Genomic DNA, 14,862 nt, shown 5'->3' with positions numbered 1-14,862 from the left:
ATTCAATCTCCTAGGCTTTCTTTTCGGATTCCTTGCAGATCCAGACCTTAATGCCGATGATACCGGCAACGGTGTTGGCTTCTGCAACGCCGTAGTCGATATTGGCGCGCAGGGTATGCAGCGGAATCTTACCTTCTTTATAGCTTTCAGAACGGGCGATTTCCGCACCGTTCAGACGACCGCCTGCCAGGATTTTGATGCCGAGGGCACCATTATCCATCGCCATCTGAATCGCACGTTTCATGGCGCGACGATGAGAAACCCGGCGTTCCAGCTGCATAGCAACATTGGCGGCAACCAGCGTGGCATCGAGATCCGGCTTCTTGACTTCCGCGATTTCCACATACACCTCTTTTTTGGTGAGTTTGGAAAGCACTTCACGAAGTTTGTCAATATCTTCACCTTTACGGCCGATAACCAGACCCGGACGAGCGGTTTTGATGGTTACTCGAATACGATTAGCATAACGCTCAACATAGATATCCGAAACGGCCGCATCTTTAAGTCGTGCTGCGACGAGTTTGCGGATTTCCACATCTTCTTTGAGCATGGTACCGAAATCACGCTTGTCGGCATACCAGCGCGAACGCCAGTCTTTCGTCAGCGCGAGCCGGAGTCCGATTGGATTTACTTTCTGTCCCAAAACAAGTCTCCTTATGACTTAGCGTTGTCGCTCAGAATGATGGTTACGTGGCTCGTCTTCTTCTGAATCGGACTGGCCATGCCACGGGCACGCGGACGATAACGCTTCATCATCGGTCCGCCATCCACGATAGCGTTTTTAACATACAGGCTGTCAGCGGAGAGACCTTCATTATTTTCGGCATTAGCAATAGCCGATTTAAGAGTCTTACCGATCTGAACAGCTGCCTTACGGGCATTGAATTCAGTAATCCGCAATGCATCGGCAACGGAGAGACCTTTGATCTCGTTCGCCAGGTCGCGCGCTTTTGTAGGCGACATGCGGATATATTTAGTTGTTGCTGAAACTTCCATGTGTTTTCAACCTCAATTTTCCACGGGGGATAAAGGGCGGACAGTCTAGGGATTTCGCAATCCGAATCCAGCAGATTCGGTTGAAAAATCCCACTAGACTATTTTTCCGTCGCCATACCGTGAGTTCTGAAGGCTCGGGTAGGAGAAAACTCTCCCAGTTTGTGCCCGACCATATTCTCCGTAACAAACACCGGAACGAATACTTTACCGTTGTGGACGTTGAAGGTGTGCCCCACCATTTCAGGAACGATAACCGAAGCACGAGCCCACGTCTTGATGGGCTGTTTACGACCGGCATCTTCCATTTTGCGGACCTTCTTAATCAGCTTAAGATCAACATATGGACCTTTTTTCAGTGAACGACTCATTATTTCTTCCTCCGCTCAACAACATACTTGTTGGTCTGTTTATGCTTATCGCGGGTACGTTTACCCTTAGCCAGCAGACCCCACGGGGACTTCGGATGTCCACCACCGGAGGTACGGCCTTCACCACCACCCATCGGATGATCAACCGGGTTCATGGCAACACCACGTACGGTAGGCCGAATACCCAGCCAGCGTTTGCGGCCCGCTTTACCCATCACAATATTATCATGCTCCACATTACCCACCCGACCGACTGTCGCATAGCAGGTGGTGCGGATCATACGGATTTCACCGGAAGGCATCTTCACATTGGCCCAATCGTCCTCACGGGACATCAGCTGAGCTGAAGTTCCCGCTGAACGCACCAGCTGACCACCCTTTCCAGCGACCAGTTCAATATTATGAACTGCCATACCAACCGGGATTTTACCCAGCGGAAGTGCGTTGCCTACAGTAGGTTCGGCTTCAGGACCGGACATCACGGTTGAACCGACTTCGAGTTTCGCCGGGGCAATGATGTAACGTTTTTCACCATCGGCATAATGCAACAAGGCAATACGCGCGGAACGGTTCGGATCGTACTCGATTCCCGCAACAATTGCCGGCACGCCGAACTTGTCACGTTTAAAATCGATTACACGGTAGCGGCGCTTATGACCACCTCCACGGTGACGCACCGAAATACGTCCCGCACTGTTACGGCCGGATTTCTGCTTTTTCGCTTTAATCAATGAGCGCTCAGGGCTGCTCTTCGTGATCTCTGCGAAATCGGACAACACCATATGCCGGCGGCTCGGTGTGTACGGTTTGTGTGCTTTTAAAGGCATTGCGACAAACTCCTATTAGACCAGGTTAATGCTGTCGTCAGCATGCAATGTTACTACAGCACGTTTCGATGCTGCAGTGGTTCCATAGCGAGCTGTACGAAGGCGCTTCTTCTTGCCTTTTCGGCGCATCGTATTGACGGCCATAACACGGACATTGAAGAGCTCTTCAACAGCTCGTTTGATTTCTACTTTATTAGCGTCCATGGCGACACTGAACATATATTTGTTCTGTTCCTCCGAGAGGATCATGCCCTTTTCGCTTAACAAAACTTTTTTAATGATATCGGCTGAATTCTTCATCGATAATCTCCTTATCCGATACGCTCGAGGAGCGCTTCCATACCGGCTTTTGTTACGATCACGTTCTTGTAACGGAGAATCTGGTAGATATTGACCAGCTTAGCAGTCGTCACTTCAACATTCTGAATATTTCGGGACGCCAGCAGAAGATTTTCACCCGCCTCGTCAACAATGAAAAGTCCGCCACGGTCAAGACCGAGGTTTTTCACCACAGCCGAAAACTCTTTCGTCTTCGGTGCGGAAAGCGTCAGCTCTTCAATCACAGTGATATCGCCCTGCTGGACTTTGGCACTGAATGCCCGGGCAAATGCCAAACGAGCGGTACTTTTGTTGACTTTTTTATTGTAGCTGCGCGGCTTCGGTCCATGCGCAACATAACCGCCACGCCAGACGTTGGACTGCTTGTAACCGGCACGTGCGCGGCCAAGACCCTTCTGTTTCCACGGCTTCTTACCGGAACCGTGAACTTCGGATTTGCATTTGGTCGATGCGGTGCCGGCACGTTGCGCTGCATTGTATGCAACAACGGATTCATGCACCGCGTGATCGCCCTTATCGAGAACGAGGAGATTATCCGCAACATCGAAATCACCGACGCTGTCTCCCTTAATATTTTTTACAGGTACTTTGCTCATGATAATCCCCGCTTACTTTTTCTTGAGGGCTTCTTTGATCGTAACGATTCCGCCTTTAGCGCCCGGTACAGATCCTTTTACCAGAATCAGGTTTTCTTCAGGACGAACCTGAACAACCTTCAAATTCTGCGTGGTGACGCGCTTATCGCCCATCTGACCAGGCATCTTCTTACCCTTGAAGACGCGAGCCGGAAATTCACACATACCGATCGAACCGGTACGACGAATCCATCCGCCACCGTGCGATGCACGACCGCCGCCGAAATCGTAACGCTTTACAACGCCCTGAAAACCACGTCCCTTGCCGGTGGCAATTACATCGACGTAATTAACCCCTTCAAATGCCGCAGCGGTAACTTCGTCACCCACATTCACTTCCGCCTCTTCCACGCGGAATTCACGCAGTACGCTCTTCGGTGCAACACCCGCCTTTTTCAAGTGACCAAGAGCGGGCTTATTCATGCGCTGCTCCTTCTGATCGCCATAGCCGAGCTGTACCGCTTTATAGCCATCCTTATCTTCATCTTTCAGCTGAGTCACAACACATGGACCCGCTTCGATAACGGTAACCGGAACAGCAACACCATCTTCAGTGTAGATGGAGGTCATGCCCAGTTTCTTACCAATCAAACCTTTCATGATTGAAACCTCCTTAGATCTTAATGGTGATATCCACACCGGCCGGAAGATTGAGCTTCTTCAGCTCATCCACGGTTTTGATGGTGGGATCAATGATGTCGAGCAGACGCTTGTGCGTGCGGATCTCGAACTGTTCCATCGACTTCTTGTTCACGTGCGGACTTTTGTTCACAGTGAACCGTTCGATACGGGTCGGCAGCGGAATAGGACCCGCAACGCGGGCGCCTGTGCGGCGTGCCGTTTCGACAATTTCAGTGGCGGAAACATCGAGGACGCGATGGTCGAACGACTTCAGCCGAATTCTGATTCTCTGGTTTGTCATTATTTTCTCTCTTCTAACGGTTAAGGATAGCGTCTGTCATATGCGACGGAACCGGATCAAACGCTTGCGGCTCCATCGAATAGCTCGCTCTACCCTTTGTTAAGGAACGCAGACTTGTTGCGTATCCGAAAACTTCGGCAAGCGGAACATCCGCCTGCACGACCTGCAGATCATTGGAAGCCTTGATTTCGCGGATTCGTCCGCGACGGCTATTGAGGTCACCCATAACATCGCCCAGGTGCTCCTCAGGGGATTCTATCTCCAGCAGCATAATCGGCTCCAAAAGAACCGGACCCGCCTGAACGACCGCTTCACGAAGCGCCATTACCGCCGCTGAACGGAAAGCCATTTCAGAAGAATCCATATCGTGGGCCTGCCCGCCGATCACCGTAACTGCGGTATCGATGATAGCGTAGTTTCCGAGGACACCGGTGAGCAGCGCATCGGCGATACCCTCTTCGATACCTTTTCGGTATTCATCGGGAATAATTTTACCGGAAACATCAAATTGAATAATATTGCCTGCACCGGCGCCATTCGGCTCAACGGCCAAAGTCAGTGCAGCAAAGTGGTTTTCATCACCAATCGTTCGCTCAAAAGTGAACGAACCCTCGCCTTTAGCAGAAACAGATTCGCGGTAAGCCACCATGGGCTTTCCGGCATTAGCCTGCACTTTATATTCACGCAGAATCCGGTCCCGGATAATTTCCAAATGAAGCTCGCCCATACCTTCGATAATGGTCTGACCGGTTTCATCGTGAATCGACGTACGGAAAGTCGGATCTTCCTCCGCGAGATCTTTAAGTGCATCCACCAAAGCATCCTTATCGGCCGTGGACTTAGGCTCAATGGCCATAGAAATCACAGGCTCCGGAAACTCGATATTTTCCAGAACAATCGGATCATTTTCGGCACAGACCGTATCACCTGTAGTGAAAAGCTTTTGCCCAACCATGCCGCCGATCTCTCCGGCATACAGCACGTCGATATCCTCGCGGTGATTCGCATGCAGACGCAGGAGCCGGCCGATACGCTCGCGCTTTTTGGTGCGCGGATTGTAAATATTCTGTCCTTTTTTCAACTGGCCGGCATAAACACGGACAAAGGCCAGCTTTCCGACAAATTTATCGGTAGCCATTTTAAAGACAAGACCCGTCAACGGCTCAAAGTCGGACGCCTCGCGGGACAGCTCTTTTTCCGACTTCGGATTCACCCCTTCAACAGCCGGAATATCCAACGGAGAAGGAAGCAGGGAAACCACAGCATCAAGCAGAGGCTGCACCCCTTTATTTTTCAGCGATGAACCGACCAGCACAGGAACGATGTCATTGGCAATAGTGGCCCGTCGCAGAGCGGCAATCAATGCGCTCTCAGAAACCCCTGCATCATCCATATAGGCCTCAAGCAGCTCTTCATCGACTTCAGCCACCTTTTCGATCAGCTCAGCCCGATATGCTTCAGCATCGGCAGCCATATCAGCTGGAATATCCACATATTCCACCTTCGAACCCATATCATCTTCGGAAAAATGCATAGCCTTCATGGAGATGAGATCAATCAGACCTTTAAACGTTTCCGCTGCACCGATCGGAAGCTGAATAGCCACAGCAGGCGCTTTCAGCTTTTGCTGCATCTGATCGACAACATTATAGAAGTCAGCACCCATGCGATCCATTTTGTTAACAAAAGCGAGACGCGGAACGCTGTATTTATTAGCCTGACGCCAGACTGTTTCAGATTGAGGCTGAACCCCCCCGACAGCACACAAAACGCCCACTGCGCCATCAAGGACGCGAAGTGAGCGCTCCACTTCCACAGTAAAATCAACGTGGCCGGGGGTGTCGATAATATTGATTTGATGATCCTGCCAGAAACAGGTCGTGGCCGCGGAAGTAATCGTAATACCGCGCTCCTGCTCCTGGATCATCCAGTCCATCGTGGCAGTACCGTCATGAACTTCACCGATTTTATGAACTTTTCCCGAGTAATACAGAATTCGCTCGGAGGTCGTTGTCTTACCCGCATCAATATGGGCAATGATACCGATGTTGCGTACAGATGCGAGCGGGTGCGCACGTCCCTCGGCTTCCCGACGGGAATCCGAACCGTTTGCATCTTTTCTTTTATCTTTACTCACAACAGTCATTTTTTCTTTCAACAACCGGAAGCTTCCACCCAGTGGAAGCTTCCTTTCAATCGGCGACCCTCCCCCTGGGAAGGTTTCCTATGTCTCATCTTCGTACAGCAAAACCGTATACGCTGTATTCAGATTTCAGTAATCTTCAAGCAGATTACCAACGATAGTGGGCGAAGGCTTTGTTTGCCTGAGCCATTTTGTGCGTGTCATCACGCTTCTTGATGGCCGCACCCTGGCCCTTGTAGGCATCAATCACTTCATTCGCCAGGGCTTTCTGCATCGGAACACCTTTCCGATTGCCCGCAAAAGCGATCAACCAGCGTGTAGCCAATGCAATCTGACGCTTGGGCTTGACTTCCAGCGGAACCTGATAGGTTGCCCCACCAACACGGCGGGATTTAACTTCAAGTCGCGGAGAGACGTTTTCAATCGCAGTAGTAAATACAACTACCGGATCCTCGTCTTTCAACTGCCCCCGAATATCTTCGAGTGCTCCATATACAATTTTCGCCGCAACAGACTTTTTACCACGTTCCATAACGCAGTTGATCATGTATGCAACCAGCTGGTTATTGTACCGCGGATCCGGAATCAACTCTCGTTTTTCAGCTCTATGTCTTCTAGCCATAGTTCAAATATCCTTATGCTTTCGGGCGCTTCGCACCATATTTCGAACGGCCGCGCTTACGTCCATCAACTCCGAGACAGTCGAGCGCTCCGCGAACGATGTGATAACGAACACCCGGAAGGTCTTTCACACGACCGCCGCGAACCAATACCATGCTATGTTCCTGCAGGTTATGGCCTTCACCGCCGATATAGGCGTTGACCTCACGACCGTTAGTCAGACGTACACGGGCAACTTTACGAAGAGCCGAGTTCGGCTTCTTAGGCGTCTGGGTTTTAACCAACAAACACACCCCGCGTCGCTGCGGGCATGTTGCCAGCGCGGGCGACTTGCTTTTCTTTTTCTGCAGCGCACGCGGCTTTCTTACCAATTGATTAATAGTCGGCATACTTGCTTTCCTTATTAATTAGAATACACATTTAACAATTTGTGACTGAAACCGGGGCTCAGCACCTCCTGCTAAAACTGCGTCTTCCGTAAATCAAAATACCTTACCGTGTAGCAGAGCCCGATTGGACAGCTGCTCATTCAGTCCGGCATAACCTAAAAAAGACAGACGGAGGACAGTAGAGATCTACATCCACCACCGCAAGCGAAACTCAAAACTTTTTCGCCTGTATTTTCTCTAGGATTTCCAACCATTGAAAACCCCTGTAATCACGAACTGCCCCTCACTTATCTGCAGAACAAACCTGCTTCCACATTTCAGATCGAAACCTAATCCGGATCGGCCAACCGATTGCCGGTGCATCCGTGATCCCCTTATGCGTACTCACAAGCCACCAGCCACTTCAGAAATGAGGAAAATGCAAACGTAACTGTAGATAAAGCAGATACTGAAAACACCTTCCCGCAACCCATAAATTCACGCGAAAGGATGGGCAACATAGAGAATCAGCAGATAAAATCCAGCGTAAAATTCCTTTTTTTTGCCCCGCGTCATTTTTCCCTGCAAATAAAATTACGATTTCCTTCGCTATTCCCTCCGGAACAGGGTAGACACACAGCTCATTCAATTAAGGACATACAATGAATACAGGTACAGTTAAATGGTTCGACGCCGAAAAAGGCTTTGGTTTCATCACTCCAGACGGCGGCGGACAAGACATGTTCGTGCATCATTCGGAAATTCAGGTATCCGGATACGCCTCCCTCGATGAAGGCCAGCAAGTTTCTTTCGAAATTGGCGAAGGCCGCAAGGGTCCGTGCGCGACGAACGTTACCCCCATGTAAGACCAGGGCTTTTATAGCTTTAAAGAAGGCGTCCATACGGACGCCTTTTTCGTACCCGGAACCCGTGAATAATTACGAGACATCCAGAATAGTACGAATCACATCCGCCGCAGAAAAATCAACCGAACCGTTTTTACAGAAGCGGCCGATATTGATCAGATCGTCTCCCATAGTAATGAGAGGCTTTTCTGTTGAACCATCCGGAAGACGCTGTGGCAAGCCGATATCTGCAGCCAGCGCATTACAAAGACATTTACGCCCAACGGTATCCTCAACCTTCCCACCCTTGGCCACATAAGCCTTTACCGGCTCAGCGGGACAGCGGTAACCAATACGACCATCTGCCTTTCGATAGGGCGAACGAAGAAATCCGATATCACAAATACGGCGTCGTTTTTCATATACTTCAGGATCGGACAGACTGCCTTTCACATCCGCCACCTTGAACGGAAAACCGGTGGGAGAAGCAACCGGATCCGTGAAGACATGCGACGTGCCATCCAGAGCTCCTCGAACCAATTCCCGGCGCGTTTCGGGCATTAGACCGGACTCGACACACAACCCGAAGGCGGTACCCACCTGCACCCCGGCCGCACCCTGACTCAGCGCATCCTTCAAGCCTTCAGCCGACCCTCGGCAACCTGCCAGCCAGAACGGAACACTCAGATCACGAAACTTCGCCAACTTGGCATCATCACGCAAACCATAGACCGGCTCGCCCGAATCACTCAGCGGCCCCTTGCCGCGCGGCGGAGCATTATGCCCCCCCGCCAGATTTCCTTCGACAATAAATCCCTCTATACTTCCATTCGCTTTTTTCATCAGGATGGAAGCCAACGACTCCGTCGAAACAATGGGATAAAAATCAGGACGCTGAAGCATACCCGGCTTAACACCTCCATCCGCCAGAGAACTGGGATCAAACGAGACCGGAAGAATTTCGACCCGACCAGCCTCTCCGGCTACCGCCACAGGATACTCAACCGAACGGTGCATGGCCAGATCATCCAGAACCCCGGGAACCGTGAGCGGAATACCAGCACCCATAATCACCACAGAGACCCCCGCCAGCATAGCCCCGTAAATGGACGACAGATGCGGAAGCTGAATCTTCTCCAGATAATTAACCCCGACCGGCTTGCTGTGCCCCTCTTTCGCAAGGAAAACTTCCACAAAGTTACCGACCACACAGAGCTCTGCCGCCATTTGAGAGCCCTCCACCGTATGCATTGGAATCGCTTTATACGGAACCCCCGCCTTCAACCCCCCATCGACAAAGTAGGCATCCATAATCCTCTGAACCACCTGCTGAAAAGGGAAGTGTTCCAACGCACGGCGAACCTCTCCGCCCGGATCTCCATCCTGCAAAGAACGGGCCAGGACTGCATCCAATGCAGTTCCCGAAACGACACCCAGCTGACCGAGTTGCGACACGGCACGGGCCAAACGCCAGTCCGATATTCCAAAGCCCATTCCGCCCTGTATAATTTGCGGTAATTTCTCAAACATAGGTAAATCACTGTACAATATTGACAGATATTCAACGACACTAATCCACAATAATCACCCAGAGTCAACAGAGCCGGGAGGCCTCCTGAATAAGAATAGCCCGCTTACGCTCCACACCCCAGGCATAGCCGCCGATCCCGCCATTTTCACGTATAACCCGATGGCACGGAATAAGATACCCCACTGAATTCCGACCCACCGCCGAACCTACCGCCCGTATAGCTTTCGGCTTATCAATCCGGGCCGCCAACTTTTTGTAACTGACCAAACAGCCTGCCGGAATCTGAAGCAGCGTCCGCCAGACCTGTATCTGAAATTCAGTCCCCCGAACAAAGAGCCTTAAAGGTGGAGCAGTTCCGCAGGAAACATTCGTATTCATAAAGATACTGTCCGCCCACTTCCCGGCCCTGGAATCATCCCTGATCAATGCCGCATTGGGCCACTCCTCTTCCAAATGCTTCCAGCCGATAGAAGCATCCAACGACTGAGAGAATGAAAGATGGCAGATTCCTCGTGGGGCTTCCGCAATCAGGCATTCCCCAAAAGGAGAAGCGGCCATCCCCGCACGAATCGTCCACCCGGAACCTCCAGCCTTTATTTCACCCGGCGATGCAGCCTCCAGCTCAACACAAGGCTTAAGCGCCTGCTCCAGCTCCGGAAGCCCCGTCTCCAGAGCGGAATCAAGCACTCGATGACCCGCGCGCAACCGAGCGCGTGCCTCCTCAAGAGTCATGCACTTCATAAAATCCTCCGGAGTCAATCCTGCCCAGCGTGACAGGAGTCTGCGGAAACGGGACGGAGTTAAGTTGACCACACCCGCCAGCATTACAAGGTCCGGCGATTCAATCCGGTGCTCCTCGATATAACGGATTACCTCTGCTATACAGCTGTAGTCATTCATAGATCAAATATGGCACAGCCGCCTCTCGCCGCCCATCTGAAATTTGCGATCACAGCTCGTGATCATTGGCTTTCTCATGAGCCGCAACCTCAGCTCTAAAATAAAAAAAGCGCCCCATACGGGACGCTTTTACCAAGAATCGAACAAACCATGCGTTTAAGCATTTTCTTCAGTCGTTTCCTGCACAAAGGCTAACGGATCTCCGCCCAGCGCATCTTCGACTGAGATTTCTTCGCCAAGTTTGACCGGCTTGATATCGCGGTACATCGGGAAACCGGTACCCGCTGGAATCAAGCGACCCATGATCACATTTTCCTTGAAACCACGCAGTCCATCGACCATGCCGAGGGTTGCAGCCTTAGTCAGTACGCGGGTGGTATCCTGGAACGACGCCGCTGAAATAAAGGACTCGGTTTCGAGCGCAGCTTTGGTGATACCCAGCAACACTGGAGATGCTTCCGCCGGACGCCGTCCTTCGGCAACCGCCTTCTGGTTGACTTCCTGGAAGGTCTGCTTTTCAACCTGTTCACCCCAGAGGAACTCTGTATCGCCCGGGTCGGTAATCTTGACCTTGCGCAACATCTGGCGAACGATCACTTCGATATGCTTATCGTTGATTTCCACACCCTGCAGGCGATACACGGCCTGTACTTCGTTCACAAGGTATTCCTGCAGGTCCTGAGGCCCGCAAACCTCCAGCAGTTCCTGCGGAACAATCGGACCTTCAGTCAGCTGCTGCCCCTTGTGCACAAAGTCACCCGGGAACACAATTACGTGCTTGTTCATCGGGATCAGGTGCTCTTCTTCAGCGCCAGTCACGGCGTCACGAACAATCAGCTTACGCTTACCCTTGGCGATTCCACCCAACTCTACAATACCTTCAATCTTTGCGATTTCAGCGGCTTCTTTCGGCGTACGGGCTTCCACCAGCTCAGCCACACGCGGCAGACCACCGGTAATATCTTTGGTACGTACGGTTTTACGAGGCGTACGGGCCAGTGTGTAACCGGCAGCAATGTCGTCCCCTTCTTTAATCATCACCTGTGCACCGGCCGGAATGGAGTAGTGACCAACACTTCCGTCGTTGCTGATAATCAAAATTTCCGGATGCAGGTCTTCTTTATGCTCCATGACGGTCAACCCTTCAACGCCGGTTGCTTCATCCACAGTCTTCTGAACGGTTACCCCTTCAATGAAGTCCTGGAATTCAAGCTTACCATTGTGCTCGGAAAGAATCGGAACCGAGTACGGGTCCCATTCTACAAAGACGTCTCCGGCTTCTACCCGGGCTCCATCATCAATGGATACCTGCGCGCCGATTACCATGGCATAGCGCTCAAGCTCACGGCCCTCATCATCCACAATTAGAATGTTGCCGTTTTTATTCAGCACAATATTCTGCTCTTCGACTTTTACCGAACGAATATTTTCATAGCGAACGGTACCACCCGATTTTGCAGTGACTTTCGGCTGTTTAAATACGGACGATGCAGTACCACCGATATGGAAGGTACGCATAGTCAGCTGCGTACCCGGCTCACCAATGGACTGAGCGGCAATAATTCCTACCGGCTGTCCAAGCTGAGCCACCTTGCCGGTTGCCAGATTTTTACCGTAGCATTTGGCGCAGACCCCACGACGTGACTCACAGGTCAGCACAGAGCGGATCACAACCTGATCAACGCCGGCGCTTTCCACCTTGCGGGCCGAATATTTATCAATCAGCTCACCCGCGGCAACAATAACCTCCAGTGTGTGCGGATTACAGATATCTTCCGCAGCAGTACGTCCGATTATACGTGTGGCCAGCGACACGAGCTCATCATCGCCTTCGGTGATGGCTGCAACCTCAATACCATTTAACGTATGACAGTCTTCCTCGGTAATGATGATATCATGCGATACGTCAACCAACTTACGGGTCAGATAACCTGAGTCCGCCGTTTTAAGCGCCGTATCGGCCAGACCCTTACGAGCACCGTGCGTGGAAATGAAGTATTCGAGAACCGACAATCCCTCGCGGAAGTTTGAAAGAATCGGCCGTTCAATAATTTCACCGGAAGGCTTGGCCATCAGGCCGCGCATACCGGCCAGCTGACGAATCTGCTGACGGGAACCACGGGCCCCGGAATCCACCATCACGTAAACCGGATTGAGCTCTTCTTTTGATCTCGCATTTTTAGGATCATCATTTTCTTCCAGAACCTCGAACAGCTTGTTGGTCAGCTTATCATTCGTATCCGTCCAGATATCAATGATCATGTTGTAGCGCTCACCCTCGGTGATCAGCCCCTTACGGTGCTTCGCCTCAACCTCTTCAATCTCTTTTCGAGCGGCAGCAACCATCGGCGCTTTATCCTGCGGAATGATCATATCGGTCAAACCGATAGACATTCCCGAGCGGGTCGCCTGTTCGTAACCCAGGTTTTTCAACGCGTCAAGTACGCCAACCGTAACGTTATGACCCGAAATTTCATAACAGGCTTCAATCAACTGCCCCACAACTTTTTTGGTGGCCGTTTTATTCACAAAACCGAGCTCATCAGGCCAGACTTCGTTAAAAAATACACGCCCAACCGTAGTGGTGATCACAGAACGTTCCATGTCTCCATGACGCGTCTCACGCTGATAGTCCGGATTACGGAAACGGATACGATTGTGCAGGTGCACCACACCTTCATCATAAGCTGTGTGCACTTCCATGATATCGTTCATCATCCGCAACTGCTCATCGACCTTTTCACCGTGCTTGCGCTTCATCATGTAGGTCTGGGATTCCGAAGTCAGGAAATAGCAACCCAGCGCAATATCCTGCGTCGGCGTCGTTACCGGCTTACCGGACGACGGCGAGAAGATGTTGTTGGACGCCAGCATGAGGCTCTTGGATTCAACCTGCGCCTCCACAGAAAGCGGCACATGTACCGCCATCTGGTCACCGTCAAAGTCGGCGTTGTAAGCCGTACAGACCAACGGATGCAACTGAATGGCCTCTCCTTCAATAAGGATCGGTTCGAACGACTGAATAGAAAGCCTATGGAGGGTCGGCGCGCGGTTAAGCATTACGGTATGCCCACGGGTCACTTCATCAAGGATATCCCAAACCTCATCCACCTCGCGCTCGATCATTTTCTTCGCGCTGCGCACGGTATGCACCACACCGCGCTCTTTCAGACGGCGGATAATAAACGGCTCGAACAGCACAAGAGCCATTTTCTTCGGCAAACCGCACTGGTTCAGTTTCAGAGTCGGTCCCACAACAATTACGGAACGTCCGGAATAGTCGACACGTTTACCGAGCAGATTCTGACGGAAACGGCCCTGTTTACCTTTCAACATATCCGAGAGCGATTTCAGCGGGCGGTTACCCGGACCGGTCACGGCACGACCATGACGGCCGTTATCGAACAGCGCGTCCACCGACTGCTGCAACATCCGTTTTTCGTTACGGATGATCACTTCCGGCGTTTTAAGGGCCAGCAACGTACGCAGGCGGTTGTTCCGATTGATCACACGCCGATACAGGTCATTTAGGTCTGAAGTAGCAAAACGACCGCCTTCCAGAGGAACAAGCGGGCGCAGGTCCGGCGGAATTACCGGTAGCACTTCCATTACCATCCATTCCGGACGGGATCCGGATTTTATGAACCCTTCCATGACCTTCATCTGGTTAACCAGTTTTTTACGGGTCTGCTTGGAGCGGGTATTCATCATCGCTTCTTCAAGTTCCTGAAGCATCTTGACCGGATCGATTTTAGTCAGCAGTTCGCGCACACCTTCAGCACCGATTTTAGCAACGAAGCTGTCCATGCCGTAGTTATCCATGGCTTCTCGGTATTCCTCTTCCGAGAGAAGCTGCTTTTCCTTGAGCGGCGTTTCGCCCGGGTCAACCACGATATAGTTATCGTAGTAGAGCACGCGCTCGAGGTTACGCATGGTCATGTCCAGAATCAGACCCATACGCGACGGCGTCGCTTTGAAGAACCAGATATGCGAAGCCGGCACGGCCAGCTCGATGTGCGCCATGCGTTCACGGCGCACTCGCGACAAAGTCACTTCAACACCACAACGGTCACAGATGACCCCTTTGTGTTTGATGCGCTTGTATTTGCCGCACGAACACTCCCAGTCCTTGGTCGGACCGAAAATGCGCTCACAGAACAGGCCGCCCTTTTCAGGCTTGAAGGTCCGGTAGTTAATCGTTTCCGGATTCTTGACTTCACCGTGACTCCACGAGCGGATCGCTTCCGGAGAAGCGAGCGTGATATTCGCGTAATCACTTTGTTCCTGTTGCTTGATACCGAAGATGTCGGCAACATTGCTTGAATTTTCCACGAGGTATTCCTCCTGCAGTATAATGTGTTGGTATC

At 51.5% G+C, this 14,862-nt stretch carries 15 protein-coding genes; 1 reads left to right on the top strand and 14 read right to left on the bottom strand.

Annotation, left to right across the window (positions count from 1 at the left end):
* Positions 1-10: 10 nt before the first annotated feature.
* The 11 genes from rpsC to rpsL all read right to left on the bottom strand — a co-directional run bounded on the left by rpsC (position 11) and on the right by rpsL (position 7,240).
* On the bottom strand, positions 11-643 hold the full coding sequence (gene rpsC, locus P9H32_RS13390; protein WP_322609414.1) for a 30S ribosomal protein S3: 633 nt from the start codon (positions 641-643) through the stop codon (positions 11-13).
* 11 nt (positions 644-654) lie between these two features.
* On the bottom strand, positions 655-996 hold the full coding sequence (gene rplV / locus P9H32_RS13385; protein ID WP_130595704.1) for a 50S ribosomal protein L22: 342 nt from the start codon (positions 994-996) through the stop codon (positions 655-657).
* A 98-nt stretch (positions 997-1,094) separates the two neighbouring features.
* A complete protein-coding gene (gene rpsS, locus P9H32_RS13380) occupies positions 1,095-1,364 on the bottom strand; it encodes a 30S ribosomal protein S19 (protein WP_322609413.1) in 270 nt (89 codons plus the stop codon).
* Positions 1,364-2,191, bottom strand: coding sequence for a 50S ribosomal protein L2 (gene rplB / locus P9H32_RS13375; RefSeq protein ID WP_322609412.1), 828 nt, complete (start codon positions 2,189-2,191; stop codon positions 1,364-1,366). Before rplB ends, rpsS begins: the two co-directional genes overlap by 1 nt.
* Before the next feature lie 15 nt (positions 2,192-2,206).
* Entirely contained in the window at positions 2,207-2,491 is a 285-nt protein-coding gene (gene rplW / locus P9H32_RS13370; RefSeq protein ID WP_322609411.1) for a 50S ribosomal protein L23, read from the bottom strand.
* 11 nt (positions 2,492-2,502) lie between these two features.
* A complete protein-coding gene (gene rplD / locus P9H32_RS13365; protein WP_322609410.1) occupies positions 2,503-3,126 on the bottom strand; it encodes a 50S ribosomal protein L4 in 624 nt (207 codons plus the stop codon).
* Positions 3,127-3,138: 12 nt separating this feature from the next.
* Entirely contained in the window at positions 3,139-3,765 is a 627-nt protein-coding gene (gene rplC / locus P9H32_RS13360; RefSeq protein WP_322609409.1) for a 50S ribosomal protein L3, read from the bottom strand.
* 13 nt (positions 3,766-3,778) lie between these two features.
* Positions 3,779-4,087: a 30S ribosomal protein S10 gene (gene rpsJ / locus P9H32_RS13355; RefSeq protein WP_130595710.1), complete on the bottom strand. Its 309-nt coding sequence runs from the start codon at positions 4,085-4,087 to the stop codon at positions 3,779-3,781.
* 13 nt (positions 4,088-4,100) lie between these two features.
* Positions 4,101-6,233: an elongation factor G gene (gene fusA / locus P9H32_RS13350; RefSeq protein WP_322609408.1), complete on the bottom strand. Its 2,133-nt coding sequence runs from the start codon at positions 6,231-6,233 to the stop codon at positions 4,101-4,103.
* A gap of 145 nt (positions 6,234-6,378) precedes the next feature.
* A complete protein-coding gene (gene rpsG, locus P9H32_RS13345) occupies positions 6,379-6,852 on the bottom strand; it encodes a 30S ribosomal protein S7 (RefSeq protein ID WP_322609407.1) in 474 nt (157 codons plus the stop codon).
* A gap of 13 nt (positions 6,853-6,865) precedes the next feature.
* Positions 6,866-7,240 carry a 30S ribosomal protein S12 gene (rpsL, locus tag P9H32_RS13340; RefSeq protein ID WP_322609406.1) on the bottom strand — a complete coding sequence of 125 codons (375 nt, stop codon included), beginning with the start codon at positions 7,238-7,240 and terminating at the stop codon, positions 6,866-6,868.
* A gap of 641 nt (positions 7,241-7,881) precedes the next feature.
* Between rpsL and P9H32_RS13335 the strand changes: the two genes are divergently transcribed.
* Complete coding sequence (locus P9H32_RS13335; RefSeq protein ID WP_322609405.1) at positions 7,882-8,085, top strand: cold-shock protein; 204 nt, start codon at positions 7,882-7,884, stop codon at positions 8,083-8,085.
* 72 nt (positions 8,086-8,157) lie between these two features.
* Here the strand turns inward: P9H32_RS13335 and P9H32_RS13330 are convergent, their stop codons facing one another.
* The 3 genes from P9H32_RS13330 to rpoC form a co-directional block, all read right to left on the bottom strand.
* Positions 8,158-9,594, bottom strand: coding sequence for a nitronate monooxygenase (locus P9H32_RS13330; protein ID WP_322609404.1), 1,437 nt, complete (start codon positions 9,592-9,594; stop codon positions 8,158-8,160).
* Between the two features lie 64 nt (positions 9,595-9,658).
* Entirely contained in the window at positions 9,659-10,336 is a 678-nt protein-coding gene (locus tag P9H32_RS13325; protein WP_322609403.1) for a methylated-DNA--[protein]-cysteine S-methyltransferase, read from the bottom strand.
* Between the two features lie 315 nt (positions 10,337-10,651).
* Positions 10,652-14,827 carry a DNA-directed RNA polymerase subunit beta' gene (gene rpoC / locus P9H32_RS13320; protein WP_322609402.1) on the bottom strand — a complete coding sequence of 1,392 codons (4,176 nt, stop codon included), beginning with the start codon at positions 14,825-14,827 and terminating at the stop codon, positions 10,652-10,654.
* Positions 14,828-14,862 lie beyond the last annotated feature (35 nt).

It is taken from the genome of Pontiella agarivorans (assembly GCF_034531395.1).
GTDB lineage: Bacteria > Verrucomicrobiota > Kiritimatiellia > Kiritimatiellales > Pontiellaceae > Pontiella > Pontiella agarivorans.
Note: the sequence above shows the minus strand (reverse complement) of the source record. Positions and strands in the feature narration are given on the sequence as shown.

What these genes read in the sequence shown, in the direction of transcription:
- rpsG (WP_322609407.1), bottom strand. Translation starts at nt 6,852, where the DNA reads ATGGCTAGAAGACATAGAGCTGAAAAACGAGAGTTGATTCCGGATCCG.
- rplB (WP_322609412.1), bottom strand. Translation starts at nt 2,191, where the DNA reads ATGCCTTTAAAAGCACACAAACCGTACACACCGAGCCGCCGGCATATG.
- P9H32_RS13335 (WP_322609405.1), top strand. Translation starts at nt 7,882, where the DNA reads ATGAATACAGGTACAGTTAAATGGTTCGACGCCGAAAAAGGCTTTGGT.
- P9H32_RS13330 (WP_322609404.1), bottom strand. Translation starts at nt 9,594, where the DNA reads ATGTTTGAGAAATTACCGCAAATTATACAGGGCGGAATGGGCTTTGGA.
- rplV (WP_130595704.1), bottom strand. Translation starts at nt 996, where the DNA reads ATGGAAGTTTCAGCAACAACTAAATATATCCGCATGTCGCCTACAAAA.
- rpsJ (WP_130595710.1), bottom strand. Translation starts at nt 4,087, where the DNA reads ATGACAAACCAGAGAATCAGAATTCGGCTGAAGTCGTTCGACCATCGC.
- rplW (WP_322609411.1), bottom strand. Translation starts at nt 2,491, where the DNA reads ATGAAGAATTCAGCCGATATCATTAAAAAAGTTTTGTTAAGCGAAAAG.
- fusA (WP_322609408.1), bottom strand. Translation starts at nt 6,233, where the DNA reads ATGACTGTTGTGAGTAAAGATAAAAGAAAAGATGCAAACGGTTCGGAT.
- P9H32_RS13325 (WP_322609403.1), bottom strand. Translation starts at nt 10,336, where the DNA reads ATGAAGTGCATGACTCTTGAGGAGGCACGCGCTCGGTTGCGCGCGGGT.
- rplC (WP_322609409.1), bottom strand. Translation starts at nt 3,765, where the DNA reads ATGAAAGGTTTGATTGGTAAGAAACTGGGCATGACCTCCATCTACACT.
- rpsS (WP_322609413.1), bottom strand. Translation starts at nt 1,364, where the DNA reads ATGAGTCGTTCACTGAAAAAAGGTCCATATGTTGATCTTAAGCTGATT.
- rplD (WP_322609410.1), bottom strand. Translation starts at nt 3,126, where the DNA reads ATGAGCAAAGTACCTGTAAAAAATATTAAGGGAGACAGCGTCGGTGAT.
- rpsL (WP_322609406.1), bottom strand. Translation starts at nt 7,240, where the DNA reads ATGCCGACTATTAATCAATTGGTAAGAAAGCCGCGTGCGCTGCAGAAA.